At 62.8% G+C, this 16,519-nt stretch carries 13 protein-coding genes and 2 tRNA genes; 9 read left to right on the forward strand and 6 right to left on the reverse strand.

Features of this window, described 5'->3' with window-relative positions; all coding sequences use genetic code 11:
• Nucleotides 1-85: 85 nt before the first annotated feature.
• From D906_RS04675 to D906_RS04690, 4 genes are all read left to right on the forward strand, one after another.
• A tRNA-Met gene (locus D906_RS04675) sits at nt 86-162 on the forward strand.
• A 133-nt stretch (nt 163-295) separates the two neighbouring features.
• A tRNA-Met gene (locus tag D906_RS04680) sits at nt 296-372 on the forward strand.
• Nucleotides 373-632: 260 nt separating this feature from the next.
• On the forward strand, nt 633-3,275 hold the full coding sequence (gene mprF, locus D906_RS04685) for a bifunctional lysylphosphatidylglycerol flippase/synthetase MprF (RefSeq protein WP_027615345.1): 2,643 nt from the start codon (nt 633-635) through the stop codon (nt 3,273-3,275).
• A complete protein-coding gene (locus tag D906_RS04690) occupies nt 3,275-4,567 on the forward strand; it encodes a virulence factor family protein (protein ID WP_019099843.1) in 1,293 nt (430 codons plus the stop codon). Before mprF ends, D906_RS04690 begins: the two co-directional genes overlap by 1 nt.
• 34 nt (nt 4,568-4,601) lie before the next feature.
• Here the strand turns inward: D906_RS04690 and D906_RS04695 are convergent, their stop codons facing one another.
• Complete coding sequence (locus D906_RS04695) at nt 4,602-6,512, reverse strand: potassium transporter Kup (protein ID WP_025755056.1); 1,911 nt, start codon at nt 6,510-6,512, stop codon at nt 4,602-4,604.
• 234 nt (nt 6,513-6,746) lie between these two features.
• Between D906_RS04695 and rimO the strand changes: the two genes are divergently transcribed.
• On the forward strand, nt 6,747-8,078 hold the full coding sequence (gene rimO / locus D906_RS04705; RefSeq protein ID WP_016712011.1) for a 30S ribosomal protein S12 methylthiotransferase RimO: 1,332 nt from the start codon (nt 6,747-6,749) through the stop codon (nt 8,076-8,078).
• A gap of 57 nt (nt 8,079-8,135) precedes the next feature.
• Here the strand turns inward: rimO and D906_RS04710 are convergent, their stop codons facing one another.
• Genes D906_RS04710 through D906_RS26735 form a run of 4 tightly spaced genes read right to left on the reverse strand, consistent with a single transcriptional unit; the run spans nt 8,136 to nt 12,175 of the window.
• A complete protein-coding gene (locus D906_RS04710; RefSeq protein WP_025755057.1) occupies nt 8,136-8,885 on the reverse strand; it encodes a hypothetical protein in 750 nt (249 codons plus the stop codon).
• A 54-nt stretch (nt 8,886-8,939) separates the two neighbouring features.
• Nucleotides 8,940-10,661 carry a DUF5666 domain-containing protein gene (locus tag D906_RS04715; protein WP_027615346.1) on the reverse strand — a complete coding sequence of 574 codons (1,722 nt, stop codon included), beginning with the start codon at nt 10,659-10,661 and terminating at the stop codon, nt 8,940-8,942.
• Nucleotides 10,658-11,452 (reverse strand): DUF6502 family protein, encoded by a 795-nt coding sequence (locus tag D906_RS04720; RefSeq protein ID WP_019097277.1) that lies wholly within the window; start codon nt 11,450-11,452, stop codon nt 10,658-10,660. The genes D906_RS04715 and D906_RS04720 overlap by 4 nt, the downstream gene beginning before the upstream one ends.
• Before the next feature lie 57 nt (nt 11,453-11,509).
• Nucleotides 11,510-12,175, reverse strand: a complete 666-nt coding sequence (locus D906_RS26735) for a hypothetical protein (RefSeq protein ID WP_110321035.1) — start codon at nt 12,173-12,175, stop codon at nt 11,510-11,512.
• A gap of 197 nt (nt 12,176-12,372) precedes the next feature.
• Here D906_RS26735 and D906_RS04730 point away from each other — a divergent pair, with 197 nt between their 5' ends.
• The 4 genes from D906_RS04730 to tsaA all read left to right on the forward strand — a co-directional run bounded on the left by D906_RS04730 (nt 12,373) and on the right by tsaA (nt 14,821).
• Entirely contained in the window at nt 12,373-12,825 is a 453-nt protein-coding gene (locus D906_RS04730; protein WP_019098114.1) for a GNAT family N-acetyltransferase, read from the forward strand.
• 77 nt (nt 12,826-12,902) lie between these two features.
• Nucleotides 12,903-13,613, forward strand: coding sequence for an rRNA pseudouridine synthase (locus D906_RS04735; protein ID WP_019098115.1), 711 nt, complete (start codon nt 12,903-12,905; stop codon nt 13,611-13,613).
• A gap of 47 nt (nt 13,614-13,660) precedes the next feature.
• On the forward strand, nt 13,661-14,122 hold the full coding sequence (locus tag D906_RS04740; RefSeq protein ID WP_019098116.1) for a DUF1456 family protein: 462 nt from the start codon (nt 13,661-13,663) through the stop codon (nt 14,120-14,122).
• A gap of 6 nt (nt 14,123-14,128) precedes the next feature.
• On the forward strand, nt 14,129-14,821 hold the full coding sequence (tsaA, locus tag D906_RS04745) for a tRNA (N6-threonylcarbamoyladenosine(37)-N6)-methyltransferase TrmO (RefSeq protein WP_019098117.1): 693 nt from the start codon (nt 14,129-14,131) through the stop codon (nt 14,819-14,821).
• A 63-nt stretch (nt 14,822-14,884) separates the two neighbouring features.
• On the opposite strand, the gene D906_RS04750 is transcribed toward tsaA, so the two are convergent.
• Nucleotides 14,885-16,207, reverse strand: coding sequence for a dicarboxylate/amino acid:cation symporter (locus D906_RS04750; protein ID WP_019098118.1), 1,323 nt, complete (start codon nt 16,205-16,207; stop codon nt 14,885-14,887).
• Nucleotides 16,208-16,519 lie beyond the last annotated feature (312 nt).

A 16,519-nucleotide genomic window follows, 5' to 3' on the forward strand; every position in this document is an offset into this window, starting at 1 on the left:
TGAAAGGCAATTTCAAAAAAATCTCGAAAAATCAAAGCGTAGCGCTTGACATACACATTACAAACTGTAGAATTCGCCCCACTGACGCGGGATGGAGCAGCCTGGTAGCTCGTCGGGCTCATAACCCGAAGGTCGTCGGTTCAAATCCGGCTCCCGCAACCAGATTCAAGAAAAGGCCACTGCTAACACAGTGGCCTTTTTCTTTGCCCACTGAAAAGTACGGCGAATAAAACACGTCAAATCGAAGCCAAATGCTTGACATACGATTGGCAGACTGTAGAATGCGCACCTCTGACGCGGGATGGAGCAGCCTGGTAGCTCGTCGGGCTCATAACCCGAAGGTCGTCGGTTCAAATCCGGCTCCCGCAACCATATTCGTCAGAACAAACCCCGCCTGTTTAACAGCAGCGCGGGGTTTGTTGTTTCTACGCCCCTGCATTTCATCGCTTCCTTTTCCCCGCCCCTCCAGCCATCCCGCAGGCTTGAGGCATCGTACCCCGGATGAACTATCTTTAACCCTGCCAGGCCGCTGAAAGCGCCTGAGGCCGGAGTAATATTGGATACGTTTTCCTAAGGGACTCTCACTTGGCCGCACCTTCTCTCCACCTCGCGCAGCATGCCCGGGGCAACTCATGACTTCCCATAACCCCGAACCTCCGGTGCCACTCGCCTCGGCACTGCCCGGTGCCGTGCAACGCCTGCCCTTGCTCGAACGCCTGAGCCGCTACCGCCAGCCCATCGGCCTGGCAGTGACCTTGGTGCTGTTCACCATGGCTTTGATTGCCTGCCGCCACCTGCTGAGCGAGCTGGATATCTATGCCTTGCACGACGCCATGCTCAGTGTGCCGACCCAGTCGTTGCTGGGCGCCTTTGTGGCGACGGTGGCGGGCTTCGTGATCCTGCTGGGTTACGAGTGGTCGGCCAGCCGCTATGCCGGGGTGAAGTTGCCAGTGCACAGCCTGGTGCTGGGCGGCTTCAGCGCCTTTGCCATCGGCAATGCCATCGGGCTGTCGATGCTGTCAGGCGGATCGGTGCGCTACCGGCTCTATGCACGCCAAGGGCTGGGGGCTGGCGAAGTCGCTCGCATGACGGTGTTTGCCAGCTTGTCGCTGGGCTGTGCGTTGCCTCCCCTGGCAGCCTTGGCGACCTTGAGCGACCTGCCGGCAGCCTCGGCTGCACTGGGGTTGCCGCCGGGCCTGCTGGCAGGCATCGCCATTGCCGTGCTGGTGGCATCCGCCCTGCTGGTGTTCGGCTTGTACCGCCGGCGCCTGGCCGAGCAACCGCTGGCGAACAACCTGCTGGTACAGGTGGGCCGCCGCACGCTACGCCTGCCGGGTGCACGGCTGGCGGCCCTGCAACTGCTGATCACCGCGCTGGATGTGGCAGCCGCCGCCACTGTCCTGTATCTGCTGCTGCCCGCAGCACCACCTTTCGGGGCATTCGTGCTGGTGTACCTGCTGGCGTTGGCCGCTGGCGTACTCAGCCATGTGCCGGGCGGCGTCGGGGTGTTCGAAGCGATTCTGCTGGCAGCCTTTGCCGACCAGCTCGGTGCTGCACCGCTGGCGGCCGCCCTGCTGCTGTACCGGCTGATCTATGTGGTACTGCCATTGCTGCTGGCCTGTGTACTGTTGCTGGCTAACGAAGCCCGGCGCCTGCTGTTCGCACAGCAGGCCATCAAGGTAGCTTCCGGGCTGGCCGCACCGATTTTGTCGATTCTGGTATTCCTGTCCGGCGTGGTGCTGCTGTTCTCGGGCGCCACACCCGAAATCGACACGCGCCTGGAACACATGGGCTTCTTGGTGCCGCACCGGCTTATCGATGCCTCGCACTTCGGCGCCAGCCTGATCGGCGTGCTGTGCCTGCTGCTGGCCCAGGGCCTGCGCCGGCGCCTGTCCGCCGCCTGGTTGCTGACTACCGTGCTGTTATTGGTGGGCGCCCTGCTGTCGCTGCTCAAGGGGTTTGACTGGGAAGAAGCGTGCCTGCTGACCTTCACCGCGACCCTGCTTGCCCTGTTCCGTCGCTCGTTCTACCGCCCCAGCCGCCTGCTGGAGTTGCCCTTCTCGCCGGTGTTCCTGGTGGCCAGTGCCTGCGCAGTCGGCGCTTCGGTCTGGCTGCTGCTGTTCGCCTACCAGGATGTGCCCTACAGCCATCAGCTGTGGTGGCAGTTCACACTCGATGCCGATGCCCCACGCGGCCTGCGTGCCACCATGGGCAGCGCCTTGCTGCTGGCTGCCGTGGCGCTGACCTGGCTGCTGCGCACCGCCCCTCCTGTGATCCACCTGCCCGATGAAGAGGAACTGCAGCGCGCCAACCGTATTTTGCTGGCTTCCGACCAACCCGACGGCGGCCTGGCCCTGACGGGCGACAAAGCGTTGCTGTTCCACCCGCGTGACAATGCCTTCCTCATGTACGCACGGCGTGGCCGCAGCCTGGTGGCCCTGTACGACCCCATCGGCCCGGCCCAGGAGCGTGCCGAGATGATCTGGCAGTTCCGTGACCTGTGCGACCTGCACCACGCTCGCCCGGTGTTCTACCAGGTACGTGCCGAGAACCTGCCGTTCTACATGGATATAGGCCTGACAGCACTGAAGCTGGGTGAAGAAGCCCGTGTCGACCTGCGCCGCTTCGATCTGGAAGCCAAGGGCAAGGAGATGAAAGACCTGCGCTACACCTGGAATCGCGGTGGTCGCGACGGCCTGAGCCTGGAAATCCATGAACCCGGCCACGCCCCGCTGGCAGAGCTGAAGGAAATTTCCGATGCCTGGCTCGGCGGCAAGAACGTGCGTGAGAAAGGCTTTTCGTTGGGGCGCTTCAGCCCGGACTACCTGCAACACTTCCGCATCGCGCTGATTCGCTTCCAGGGCCGCCCGGTAGCCTTCGCCAACCTGCTGGAAACCCATGGCAACGAGCTGGCAAGCCTCGACCTGATGCGTGCGCACCCCGAAGCCCCCAAGCTGACCATGGAGTTCATGATGATCGGCTTGATCCTGCACTACAAAAGCCATGACTACGCCCGCTTCAGCCTTGGCATGGTGCCGCTTTCCGGCCTGCAACCGCGGCGAGGTGCGCCCTTGACCCAGCGCCTGGGTTCGATGGTGTTCCGCCGGGGCGAGCAGTTGTACAACTTCCAGGGGCTTCGCCGCTTCAAGGACAAATTCCAACCGGACTGGGAACCCCGCTACATGGCCGTGCCGGCCGGGCTCGACCCGCTGGTAGCACTGGCCGACACCGCCGCCCTGATTGCAGGCGGCCTGACTGGATTGGTGAAACGTTGATGACCCGACGCTATTGGCTGTACCTGCTGGTCCCCCTGCTGCTGGCCGCCCTGGGTGGCGCGCTGGCGTTCTGGCTGTGGACGCGCCCGGCCCCCGAGGCGCGCCTGGAGCAATTGAGCATCAATGACACCCACATCACCCGGGTGACCCCTGGCGTACACCCGAAGGCCCGGGTAGCCATTGGTGTGCCACAGGACCAAGCATTGACCGACAAGCAACTGCTGGACCTGAGCCAGGCCGGCGAAGCCCAGCTGGTGCAGGTGGTGCTGCCGCCGAACGACTGTAGCAAACAGCAACAGGCCATGGACCAAGCCCTGACCGAATTGTCGGCAAAGCCGACGCTGGTCGCCGGTATAGGCCCTGGTGCCGCCCAGGCCTGGCGTTGGCTGGCCAGCCAGAGCGATGACAAGGCGCGGGCCATTTCAGTGGACTTCAGCCTGGAGCAACCCGGCTGTCAGGCCCCGCTGCCCAAGGCGGCACCTCATGGCCACTGGAACGTCGCCTGGAACGACAACCCGGATGACGCCAGCGCCGCTTTCGTACGTGACCAGGCGAACGCCGAAACCAGCATCAGCGACTACGACATCCACCTGCCACAAGTGCTTAAGGCCCAGCTGACCCAAGCTCTGGTTGGCCGTGACGGCAACGCCTTGGCTATTCCGGTGGTCGAGGTCCCGGCCGGGCAGACCACCGACACGGTGACCCTGTTCCTCTCCGGTGATGGTGGCTGGCGCGACCTGGACCGTGATGTGGCCGGGGAAATGGCCAAGCTGGGCTACCCGGTGGTAGGCATCGACACGCTGCGCTACTACTGGCAGCACAAGACCCCGGAGCAAAGCGCCGCCGACCTGTCCGAGCTGATGCAACATTACAGGCAGAAGTGGGGCACCAAGCGCTTCGTGCTGACCGGTTATTCATTCGGTGCCGATGTGCTGCCGGCGATCTACAACCGCCTGCCTGCCGAAGACCAGCAGCGCATCGATGCTGTGATGCTGCTGGCGTTTGCCCGCAGTGGCAGTTTCGAGATCGAAGTCGAGGGCTGGCTGGGCAAGGAAGGCCAGGAAGCACCTACCGGGCCGGAAATGGCCAGGCTGCCAGCGTCCAAGGTGGTGTGCGTGTATGGCGTGGAAGAGACCGATGAGAGCGGTTGCACCGAAAAGACTGCGGTGGGTGAACGCCTGAAGTTGCCTGGGGGGCACCACTTCGACGAGAACTACCCGGCGCTGGCCAAGCGTTTGATTGGTGAGATCGAGACGCGCCAAGGCAAATCGAGCGTCGCCGAACAGAACTGACAATGACTGGGGCCGCTTTGCGGCCCCTTGGCAATCAGATCTCGACCTGGGTCCCCAGCTCGATCACCCGGTTCAGCGGCAGGTTGAAGAAGCGCAAGTTGCCGTTGGCATTCTTCAGCAGGAAGGCGAACAGGTTACCCCGCCAGCGCGACATCCCCTCCAGCCGTGAAGCGATCACCGTCTCGCGGCTGAGGAAGTAAGTGGTGCGCATCGGGGTGAAGTCCAGATCGTCCAGGTGGCACAGTTTCAATGCCGCCGGCACGTCCGGTTCGTCCATGAAGCCAAAGTGCAGCAGCACACGGAAGAACCCGTCACCGTATGCCTCCACCTCGAAGCGCTCGTGCTCCGGCACGCGCGGGCGGTCTTCACTGACGACCGTCAGCAGTACCACCTGGCTGTGCAGCACCTGGTTGTGCAGCATGTTGTGCAACAGCGCATGGGGCACTGCGTCGGCCCGTGCGGTGAGGAACACCGCCGTGCCTTCGACGCGATGGGGCGGCTGAATACGGATACTGCTGATGAACAGCTGCAGCGGCAGTGCGCCTTCGTCGATGCGTTCGACCAGAATCTGCTTGCCGCGCTTCCAGGTGCTCATCAGCAAGTACAGCACACCACCCGCCAACACCGGGAAGGCACCGCCCTGAACAATTTTCGGCACGTTGGCGGCGAAGAACAGCCCGTCGACCAACAGGAAACCCACCAGAATCGGCACCGCCAGCACAGGGGGCCATTTCCACAGCAGCAACATGACGGCCGACACCAGAATAGTGGTCATCAGCATGGTGCCGGTCACCGCCACACCGTAGGCCGCCGCCAGAGCGCCGGACGACTCGAAACCGATCACCAGCAGCACCACACCGACCATCAGCGTCCAGTTCACCGCGCCAATGTAGATCTGCCCCTGCTCGTCGCTGGAGGTGTGCTGGATCTGCATGCGTGGAATGTAGCCCAGCTGGATGGCCTGGCGGGTCAGAGAGAACGCCCCCGAGATTACCGCTTGCGAGGCGATCACCGTGGCCATGGTCGCCAACCCGACCAACGGCAGCAACGCCCAGCCAGGTGCCAGCAGGTAGAACGGGTTACGGGCTGCGTCCGGGTTTTGCAGCAGCAGTGCACCCTGGCCGAAATAGTTCAGCACCAGCGCGGGCAGCACCAGGATGAACCAGGCCCTGGCGATCGGCTTGCGGCCAAAGTGGCCCATGTCAGCGTACAGCGCCTCGGCGCCGGTCAACGCCAGCACCACTGCGCCGAGAATGGCCACGCCCATGCCGGGGTGCACCACGAAGAAATTGATCGCCCAACCCGGGTTGAAGGCCTTCAGCACTTCCGGGCTCTGCGAGATGCCATGCACGCCCAGTGCGCCCAGCGCCACGAACCAGGTGACCATGATCGGGCCGAACAGCTTGCCGATCTTCTCGGTGCCGTGCTTCTGCACCAGGAACAATGCCACCAGCACCACCAGCGAAATCGGCACCACCCAATGGTCGATACCGTCAAACGCCAGGCCCATGCCCTCCACCGCCGACAGCACCGACACCGCCGGGGTGATCATGCTGTCGCCATAGAACAGCGAAGCGCCGATCAGGCCGCAGATCACCATCAGTGTGCGCAACCGCGGGTAGGCCGCCGTGGCACGCCGCGCCAGCGCGGTCAGCGCCATGGTGCCGCCCTCCCCCTGGTTGTCGGCACGCAGGATGAACATCACGTACTTGAACGACACCACCCACAACAGCGACCACAGGATCAATGACAGGATCCCCAGCACGCCATCATGGTTGACCGGCACCCCGTAACCGCCGGTGAAGACTTCCTTCAGGGTGTACAACGGGCTGGTGCCGATATCGCCATAAACCACCCCGACCGCCGCCACGAGCAGGCCCAGCGACCGCGCCGCGCCCTGCTTCCCCTCGTGCCCGCCCTCGGCGTGACTGCTTGCCTGAACCATCGACCACTCCCGCAGACGGCCATCACGGCCTTTAATATTCACTCTAGCGCCGGCCCCTGAAGGCACCTTCGCTCAACGGCGCGAAGCATAGCGCAGCGTTCGTCGTATTTCTGCTGGTCAAGCGACGTTACGCTCGCTAGAATTGCGCACTTTTTGATCAGAGGCGCCCAAAGCGCCCGTCAAGATCGCCCCCGATTCCGGCCGGGCGACCTGCATTCAATACCGAGGTTAGTCATGTCCACCACGCCCGCCACCCCCAAGGTAGGTTTCGTAAGCCTGGGTTGCCCTAAAGCCCTGGTCGATTCCGAGCGCATCCTGACCCAGCTGCGCATGGAAGGCTATGAAGTCGTGCCCACCTACGAGGACGCCGACGTGGTGGTGGTCAACACCTGCGGCTTCATCGACAGCGCCAAGGCAGAATCGCTGGAAGTGATCGGCGAAGCGATCAAGGAAAACGGCAAGGTCATCGTCACCGGCTGCATGGGTGTCGAAGAAGGCAGCATCCGTGATGTGCACCCGAGCGTGCTGTCGGTCACCGGCCCGCAGCAGTACGAGCAGGTGGTCAACGCCGTTCACGAAGTGGTACCGCCACGCCAGGACCACAACCCGCTGATCGACCTGGTGCCGCCTCAGGGCGTCAAGCTGACCCCGCGCCACTACGCGTACCTGAAAATTTCCGAAGGCTGTAACCACAGCTGCAGCTTCTGCATCATCCCGTCGATGCGCGGCAAGCTGGTCAGCCGCCCGGTGGGTGAAGTGCTGAGCGAGGCCGAGCGCCTGGTCAAGGCCGGGGTGAAGGAGATCCTGGTGATTTCCCAGGACACCAGCGCCTATGGCGTCGACGTCAAGTACAAGACCGACTTCTGGAACGGCCGCCCGGTCAAGACCCGCATGCTCGAATTGTGCGAAGCACTGAGCAGCCTGGGCGCCTGGGTACGCCTGCACTACGTGTACCCGTACCCGAACGTCGACGACGTGATCCCACTGATGGCCGCCGGCAAGATCCTGCCGTACCTGGACATCCCGTTCCAGCACGCCAGCCCGAAAGTGCTCAAGTCGATGAAGCGCCCGGCCTTCGAAGACCGCACCCTGGCGCGCATCAAGAACTGGCGCGAACAGTGCCCCGAGCTGGTGATCCGCTCCACCTTCATCGTCGGCTTCCCGGGCGAAACCGAGGAAGACTTCCAGTACCTGCTGGACTGGCTGACCGAAGCCCAGCTGGACCGCGTGGGCTGCTTCCAGTACTCGCCGGTAGAAGGCGCACCGGCCAACGACCTGGGCCTGGAAGAAGTGCCGGACGACGTCAAGCAGGACCGCTGGGACCGCTTCATGGCCCACCAGCAGGCCATCAGCGCCGCCCGACTGCAACTGCGCATCGGCAAGGAAATCGACGTGCTGATCGACGAAGTCGAGGAGCAAGGTTCGGTTGGCCGCAGCTTCTTCGATGCCCCGGAAATCGACGGCAGCGTGTTCATCGACGGCGATCATGGCTTCAAGCCAGGCGACAAAGTGCGCTGCCGTGTGGTGGATGCCGACGAATACGACATGTGGGCCGAGCCTATCTAAAGCGGCTGAAACACTGAAAAGCCCCTGCCCCGGTAGCCCGGCGCAGGGGCTTTTTTGTCAAAACGTGTGAAACAGCATCAGCCCCCCCTCTGCATCCGGGCTGGCATCCGAAAAGCCTTTGACCGCATACAGTTGCACTTTCCATTGCGGGTTGAGCTTGTGGGTCAGGAACAAGGTCAGTTCCTTGATCTGCGACCCTGTCGAGAGCACTTTCTGCCGCCAATCGTACGAAGCGCCCGCTGACGTGCCAGTAGCCACAGGTATGGCGAAGCCGAGGCTGACAAATACCGGGTCGTCGAAATCGCTGTCGGGCGGGTCGCCGAACTTCTTCCAGCCCAATGTCGCGAAGCCGGTGACCGGACCAAAGCCCTTGGTGATGTCGACCTGGGTGGTGTAGTCGTATTCGCCGGTACCCAGGCACTGGTCTTCATCGGCGGTGGGGAATTTGACCTTGCCGATCAGGTCCAGCATCAGGCCGCCGTCGCTGCCATCGAGCAGGGCGTACCCGGCGCTGGCAACCGTGTCGCCCAGCCCGCTCTCCACATCCCGGCAACCGCCGGGCAAGGGGTCACCATTCGGGCCGACTTCCGGGTTGGTGATGCGTAGCCAAGGCACGGTGACCTTGTAGGTCATGGGGCCGGTTTCATACTTGCCGACCACGGGCACGTACCAGATTTCCGACGTGGTGCCCGTGCCATAGTCGCCGCTTGAATAGTCCATGCCGATGGCCGCACTGAAGGTTTCAGCCAAGGTTGACGCGCTGGTGCATGACAGCAGGCAGGCGAGAAGCGGGAGGGTCGGTCTCATCAGCACCTCGGAATCCCGTCGGGAAGTGTGAGCGGACATACCCAGCCTAGTTGCCTAACGCCCGGAACGCTCCGGATGCTCGACTTTTTCGGCGGTCTCTATCTTCTCCGGCTTTTCCACTTTCTCGACCTTTTCAGGCTTTTCGACTTTCTCTACTTTTTCGACCCTCTCTACCTTCTCGACTTTTTCAACCTTCTCCACCTTTTCAGGCTTCTCGACTTTCTCCACCTTTTCGACTTTCTCTACTTTTTCGACTTTCTCTACTTTTTCGACTTTCTCTACTTTTTCGACTTTCTCTACTTTTTCGACTTTCTCTACTTTTTCGACCTTCTCTACTTTTTCGACCTTCTCAACCTTATCGGCCTTTTCTACCTTTTCGACGTCGACCCGCTCTACCCGGTCAGAACGGCCGCTGTTGCTGCTTTCAGGCTGCTCCACCGTTTCGACATGTTCTGTCTTGCCAGACTTGTCCACGCTGTCTGACTTGCCATGCCCGCGGGCGTCCTCAATGCCGCTGCCACCGCTGCGATCCTCACGGCCTTCGTTGCCAACAGCGGTCGCTTCGCGTGTGCCATGACCACTGTTGCCGGAACTGCCGGAATCACTGCTGCCGTGCTCGCTGCCATGCCCCGAATGGCCTCTGTCCGGGTTGTCGACGCGGTCATCCTGGACCTCCACACGCGTTGCCCGCAGTTCGTGAGCGCCATTGAGTACGCCACTCACCCGCACACGCTGATCGAGCGCCAACGCCGCCGACGGCTTGCCAACGATCACGGTGCCCTGCCCCAGCGTCACATTGATGCCTGCGACCACCAGTTGCCGAGCCTGCGCGCGCTGCACCAGCCCTTCGACCACCGCCTGCTGCACACGGCCAGCAAACGGCAGGCTCGGGTCACGGCGGGTTTGCGCCACTTCCAGCTGACGCCCGGTCCACTGGCCGCGCACCAGCACTTCCCGTGCCGGGGCTACGCGGGTACCCAGTTGCAGCCCTTGAAGGCTACCAGGGCGATCAATCGCCCCAATGGCACTGGCCTCTCGCAGCCCCGGCGCCCGTTCGATACGGGTCGCCACCACTTCGCCCCTGGCATCGCGCAAGCCGCTGACCCGGACCGACTCGCCCAGGTGCAGCCCTTGCGCCACCCGCGCGCCTGCGGCAAGGCGCACCGGTTGCCCCATCACCCGCAGCGGGGCCGAAGCGCTGGGGAGCGCCGTCAGCGGCCCTTCGTAGGCGTTGAGGATCGAGATACGCCCAGCCTGCAGGCCGCGCTGGGTGGCAACGGCCTCCACCGCCACAACCTGCCCGATGGCCAGGTGAGCACTGCTGGCCGGTGCACCGTTCTGACTCACCGGTACGTCCTTGCCATAATGGACTTCCATACCATTGACGCAGATCGAGGCAAACCCGGTGATGGTGCCGACAATGCCGGTACCACCGGTACCGCCCGGGCGCAGGATTGGCGCACCGGTACCGCCAACACCACCACTGCTGTGATCGAAGTAGGTGCCATCCACACCCTCGGCCACTGCACCCGTACCGCCTGTGCCACCGGGGCGCTGCGGATGCGGTGCGCCAGTGCCGCCAACACCGCCGTTTTCACTGCGCACACCGGTGCCGCCCGTTCCCCCCGGAAACTGCATGCCTGCGGCACCGGCCATACCCACTTCATCACGGCTGACACACACCGGCGCTGCGGCCACCTCGGCAGGCGCCATCAGGTTCAACCCGAAAACCAGGGCGAGCGTGATGGCACTGAGGCAGCGCACAAGAGCAGTCATGGGCCGGGTGTCTTCGACAAATCGGGTTGGGTAGCTTCAGTGTAGAAATAAAGCCCTACGGTGATGCGCTGACGTTGCTCGACAGTGGGCTCATCAGCACCCTCCAGCTCTGCTGCAAGCTGGCTGAAAGCAAGCAGTGTCTGCATGCCATCCCTGGAGACCGCTTCACGCAAGTGTTCGACGCTGGCCAGGCTCAAGGCATCGTAGTGAACACTGCGCTCAAAGAACGGCTGGCCTTCGCCACTGAGGTTATGCACCGCTGCACAGGCATGGTCATGCAGGTTGTGGCCAAAGTAGGCGGCTTTTTCATCGAAACCCGTCTGCGGCACGAATGCCTGGGCCTCCAGGTGCACACAATCCTGCTCATCGAGCCGGACGATACCAAGGCGCAACCACTCATCCAGCACAACCCGGCCACGGATATCGGTGCTGACCTTGGCCACCAGGGCATCGAATGAACAGTCGCCGCCGACACTGGCCAAACGCGGCAGCGCCAGCGCCTGGCCAGGTGCCGAGCAGAACGGCGGGCTGGTGGTCCATACATTGACCAGCTGAGCACCCAGGGTGATGTTTGCCGGCAAGGCTGCGAGCACCGTGCCGGCTTCACTACGAATCCGCCGGACATCCTTGCGGTGCACGCCTGTGAGCAGGCTGATACGGCTGTCGGTGGGCGGGGTGCCGTCCAGGCGAAACTCGCGGTGGGCTACGTCGACGAACACGTCCTTGAGCAGGTCGGCGAACATCGTATAAGTCACCCCCTTGCGCAACATCAAGCGCACCAGCGGACGCATGACACGCCGCAGTGCGCTTAACATCGAAGGGGGAGAAGTTGGGCTGATCAACGCCTGTCAGCTCCTGCTATTGTCATCACCCGGTTCGCCACCCACATGGTTGCCGCGATCGTCACCAGGTTCACCACCCACGTGATTGCCGTGATCATCGCCAGGCTCGCCGCCGACATGATTACCATGATCATCCCCGGGCTCACCGCCAACATGGTTGCCATGATCGTCACCGGGCTCACCGCCAACGTGATTGCCGTGATCGTCACCGGGCTCACCACCCACGTGATTGCCATGATCGTCACCCGCTTCAGCATGGTTGCTGCTGCGACCAGCGTTTGAATTACCGTCGTGGCCGCTGCCACTGTTGCCGGCATGGCCGCCACCGTCTCCGCCACTGCCATGGCCACCACCGCCACTTCCGCTGCCACCACCGTGGCCGCCACCACCACTTCCACCGCCGTGGCCTCCACCTCCGCCACCACTCCCGCCGCCGCCGTGGCCTCCACCGCCACCGCCGTGGCCGCCGCCTCCACCGCCACCGTGACCGCCACCGCCACCATGACCACCACCACCACCACCACCACCACCACCACCACCACCACCACCATCTTTGGCATAGGCGCTGGAGCCGTGAGAAATCGTGTCAGGGATCAAAACAATGGACGTCGAAAGCACGCCAGCTACGGCAACCGCCAGTAAGGCCTTCTTGAACAGCAGGTGGATTTGCATAGTCCGTCTCCAGGTCGTCGCCACGAGAACGCCAAATCAGTAAAAGTCTTGTTGTCAGTTTTAGCTCTTCTTTGCGTGGGATTTTTTCCCACGCTTAATTAATAGACCGCTACCCTCCGCCGTTCAAGCGCTACACAGACAAGCCGACCGGTGGTTGGGCTGCTATGTTTTCCCTATCGCCATGGAGGACCACCGGCATGCATGCGCCACTGACGTTGCAAACGCCGCGCTTGAGCGACTACAGCGAGCTGGTACAGGTGTGGGAGGACTCGGTGCGCGCCACCCATCACTTCCTGCCAGAGGGCTACATCCTGCTGCTGCGCGACCACGTGTTGCGCCGCTACCTGGATGCGGTGATGCTGGTCTGCTGCAAGGACCGGCAACGTATCTGCGGCTTCGCCGGGGTCGCCAATGGGCGCGTGGACATGCTCTTCGTCGCACCAGACTACCGTGGCCAAGGGGTTGGCAAGCGCCTGCTGCACTATGCGATCGACGAACTGAACGCCGAACGCCTGGACGTCAACGAGCAGAACCCGCAAGCCTTGGGCTTTTACCTGCATGAAGGCTTCGAAGTGTTCGGCCGTTCGGAAACCGACGGCCTGGACCAGCCCTACCCGCTGCTGCACATGCGCCTGCGCAAAACGGCGTAAATGACACAGATTCCCAGCCCCTCTGTCGCGCAGGCAGGTACAATGCGCGTCTTTCCCTGCCTTTGCGAATTACCGTCATGTCTGAACCCGTCCGCCTGTCCAAACGCCTTATCGAGCAGCTGGGTTGCTCCCGTCGCGAGGCCGAGTTGTATATCGAAGGCGGCTGGGTGACGGTCGATGGCGTGGTCGTCGAGCAGCCGCAGTTCAAGGTTGAGCAACAGCGCGTCGAGCTGTTGCCGGGTGCCCGCGCCGAAACGCTGGAGCCGGTGACCCTGCTGATGAACCAACCCGCCGGTATCGACAGTGAAACTGCCCGCGCCAGCATGAACAGGGGCAACCTCAGCGAGGCTCACCGCGAAGGCGTGCGCGCCCTGCACGGGCATTTTGCCCGGCAGGAGTGCGTGGCGCCGCTGGAGCGCGGCGCCACCGGCCTGCAGGTATTCACCCAGGACTGGCGGGTGACGCGCAAGATCAACGCCGACCTGCGCCGCCTGGAGCAGGAGTTCATCGTCGAAGTGCGCGGCGAAACCACGCCCCAGGCGCTGGAACGCCTGGCGCGCGGGGCCACGCGCAATGATCGCGAACTGCCTAAGACCAAAGCCAGCTGGCAAAACGAGACCCACCTGCGCATGGTGCTGAAAAACCCGCAGCCCGGGCAAATCGCCGAGCTGTGCGCCTACCTGCGCCTGGAGCTGTTAAGCATGCGCCGTATTCGCCTGGGTGGCGTATCGATGGGCAAACTGCCGCTAGGCCAATGGCGCTACCTGGCCACTACCGAACGTTTCTAAGCAATACGCCACGCACACGCGTGGCACCTGAACAGGATTCTGCAGCAATGAACCACAACGATGTCCTGCGCAGTCTGCGCTACATGCTCAAGGTGAACGACGCCAAGATGGCCGAAATCATTGGGCTTTCCGGCCTCGAAGTGCATCCTCTGGTGCTGGCCACCTACCTGAAGAAAGAAGAAGAGGAAGGTTTCGTACGTTGCCCTGAACGGGTGATGGCGCACTTCCTCGATGGCCTGGTGATTCACCGCCGCGGCAAGGATGACAGCCGCCCACCGCAGCCGGTCGAGCTGCCGGTAACCAACAACCTCATCCTCAAGAAGCTGCGGGTGGCCTTCGAGCTCAAGGAAGACGACCTGCACGCGATCCTCAAGTCGGTCAACTTCCCGGTCAGCAAGCCGGAGCTCAGCGCGCTGTTCCGCAAGGCCGGCCACGACAACTACCGTCCGTGCGGTGACCAGTTGCTGCGCAACTTCCTCAAGGGCCTGACCCTGCGCGTGCGCGGCTGAGTGGCCATGCAGCACACGGTTGCCCCTGTCGGCATAGTGCGCTCCTGCTTCAAGGAGAAATTCGCCATTCCACGCCAGCCGCAGCTGGCGCCTGCGGCGCGCGGCGTGGTCGAACTGCTGCCGCCGTTCGACCAGGGTGATGCGGTCGAAGGGCTGGAGCAGGTCAGCCATGTCTGGCTGCTGTTCCTGTTCCACCAGGCCCTGGAAGACAAACCCCGCCTGAAAGTGCGGCCACCGCGCCTGGGCGGCAACAAGAGCATGGGCGTGTTCGCCACCCGCGCCACCCACAGGCCCAACGGCATCGGCCAGTCAGTGGTGCGTCTGGAGGGGGTAGAGCCTGGCCGCCTGTTGCTGTCCGGGATCGACCTGCTCGATGGCACGCCGGTACTGGACATCAAGCCCTATGTGCCCTACGCCGACAGCATCGCGGGCGCCAGCAACCAGATGGCCAGTGAAGCACCTGCTGCGATTGCCGTGCAGTGGGGTGAAAACGCCCTGCCCCAGGCTCGTGAGCATGCATTACGCCTGGCTGAGCCACTGGTAGAGCTGATCGAGCAATGCCTGGCCCAGGACCCGCGACCGGCCTATCAGATACCACCGGCCGAGCGGGTGTATGGGGTGAAATTCTGGGATGTGCAAGTGAGGTGGCATTACCCGCAGCCGGAGGTGATCCGGGTGCTGGAAGTGGTGCTGGCCTGAACGCGGCACGAACATGAAAAAGGCGACCTCAAGGGTCGCCTTTTTCATTTAGCCATCCCGCTATTAGCGAGCCGGGCCTTCGGCCACGCCAAGGTCATCGGTAGGACGGGTATCAACCAGCGGAGCACCACCGGAAGCCAGCTCCGAAGCGAGCTTGTCGTTGTCCATTTCCTTGACCCACTTGGCAACCACCACGGTAGCGACGGCGTTACCTACCAGGTTGGTCAGGGCGCGGGCTTCAGACATGAAGCGGTCGATGCCGAGGATCAGCGCCAGACCGGCAACTGGCAAGTGGCCAACAGCCGACAGGGTGGCGGCCAGCACGATGAAGCCCGAACCGGTAACGCCGGCAGCACCTTTGGAGGCCACCAGCAGCACCAGCAGCAGTGTGATCTGGTGAGTGATGTCCATGGTGGTGTCGGTGGCCTGGGCGATGAACACCGCGGCCATGGTCAGGTAGATCGAGGTGCCATCCAGGTTGAACGAGTAACCGGTCGGGATCACCAGGCCGACAACCGACTTCTTGGCACCCAGGCGCTCCATCTTGGCCAGCATGCGCGGCAGTGCCGATTCCGACGAGGAAGTACCCAGCACGATCAGCAGCTCTTCACGGATGTAGCGGATCAGCTTGAGCACGCTGAAGCCGTGGGCGCGGCAGATACCGCCCAGCACCACCAGCACGAACAGCAGGCAGGTGATGTAGAAGCAGGCCATCAGGTAGCCCAGTTGCACCAGCGAGCCAACGCCGTACTGGCCAATGGTGAAGGCCATGGCGCCGAAGGCACCGATCGGGGCCAGCTTCATGATCATGTTGATGATGTTGAACATGACATGGGCAAAGCGGTCGATCATGTCCAGCACCGGCTTGCCATAGCTGCCCAGGCGGTGCAAGGCGAAGCCGAACAGCACCGAGAACATCAGCACTTGCAGGATGTCGCCGTTGGCGAAGGCGCCGACCACGGTGTTGGGGATGACGTTGAGCAGGAAGCCGACGGTGGTCTGCTGCGCGCCGGCGGCGGCGTAGGCAGCCACGCTGCTGGCGTTCAGGGTACTGACGTCGATGTGCATGCCAGCGCCTGGCTTGACCACGTTGACGACGACGAGGCCGATGATCAGGGCGATGGTGGAGACGATTTCAAAGTACAGCAGCGCGTAGCCGCCGGTCTTGCCGACCGACTTCATGCTCTGCATGCCGGCGATGCCGCTGACCACGGTGCAGAAGATGATCGGGGCGATGACCATCTTGATCAGTTTGACGAAGCCGTCACCCAAAGGTTTGAGGGCGACGCCCGTTTCCGGGTAGTAGTGGCCGAGCAGAATGCCGATGGTGATGGCGACCAACACCTGGACATACAGGGATTTGTACAGCGGCTGACGTGTCGTCATGGCTCATTTTCCTCAAGTGTGCCGGCCCACCCTTCCCAGGGTGATGGGGCACCTGAATCGCTAACCCTCCTGCACCCGGAGGGATTTGTCGTTGTGTTCGAGCTGCCTGGGCAGGCCTCTGAAGGGATCAATAGCAAGGGTGGTGCCAAAATGCCCATGAAGGGTGCAAAGGCCGTATTAGCTAGGGATAAATGCCCAACGACGGGGCGATTTGCCTGAAGAAGGCTGGCGGATTTCCGCCCAGTGGCGGGATTTGTACAGGGGGCATGGCGGGAATCCGCCCGATGCGGTTTGCCTGTGCCGGCCTCTTCG

Source organism: Pseudomonas sp. LAIL14HWK12:I1 (assembly GCF_003202095.1).
In the GTDB taxonomy this organism is placed as follows: Bacteria; Pseudomonadota; Gammaproteobacteria; order Pseudomonadales; family Pseudomonadaceae; genus Aquipseudomonas; species Aquipseudomonas monteilii.

Coding starts and splice junctions, on each gene's coding strand:
- tsaA (WP_019098117.1), top strand. CDS start 14,129: ATGCAGCACACGGTTGCCCCTGTCGGCATAGTGCGCTCCTGCTTCAAG.
- D906_RS04740 (WP_019098116.1), top strand. CDS start 13,661: ATGAACCACAACGATGTCCTGCGCAGTCTGCGCTACATGCTCAAGGTG.
- rimO (WP_016712011.1), top strand. CDS start 6,747: ATGTCCACCACGCCCGCCACCCCCAAGGTAGGTTTCGTAAGCCTGGGT.
- D906_RS04735 (WP_019098115.1), top strand. CDS start 12,903: ATGTCTGAACCCGTCCGCCTGTCCAAACGCCTTATCGAGCAGCTGGGT.
- mprF (WP_027615345.1), top strand. CDS start 633: ATGACTTCCCATAACCCCGAACCTCCGGTGCCACTCGCCTCGGCACTG.
- D906_RS26735 (WP_110321035.1), bottom strand. CDS start 12,175: ATGCAAATCCACCTGCTGTTCAAGAAGGCCTTACTGGCGGTTGCCGTA.
- D906_RS04720 (WP_019097277.1), bottom strand. CDS start 11,452: ATGCGTCCGCTGGTGCGCTTGATGTTGCGCAAGGGGGTGACTTATACG.
- D906_RS04710 (WP_025755057.1), bottom strand. CDS start 8,885: ATGAGACCGACCCTCCCGCTTCTCGCCTGCCTGCTGTCATGCACCAGC.
- D906_RS04690 (WP_019099843.1), top strand. CDS start 3,275: ATGACCCGACGCTATTGGCTGTACCTGCTGGTCCCCCTGCTGCTGGCC.
- D906_RS04715 (WP_027615346.1), bottom strand. CDS start 10,661: ATGACTGCTCTTGTGCGCTGCCTCAGTGCCATCACGCTCGCCCTGGTT.
- D906_RS04750 (WP_019098118.1), bottom strand. CDS start 16,207: ATGACGACACGTCAGCCGCTGTACAAATCCCTGTATGTCCAGGTGTTG.
- D906_RS04730 (WP_019098114.1), top strand. CDS start 12,373: ATGCATGCGCCACTGACGTTGCAAACGCCGCGCTTGAGCGACTACAGC.
- D906_RS04695 (WP_025755056.1), bottom strand. CDS start 6,512: ATGGTTCAGGCAAGCAGTCACGCCGAGGGCGGGCACGAGGGGAAGCAG.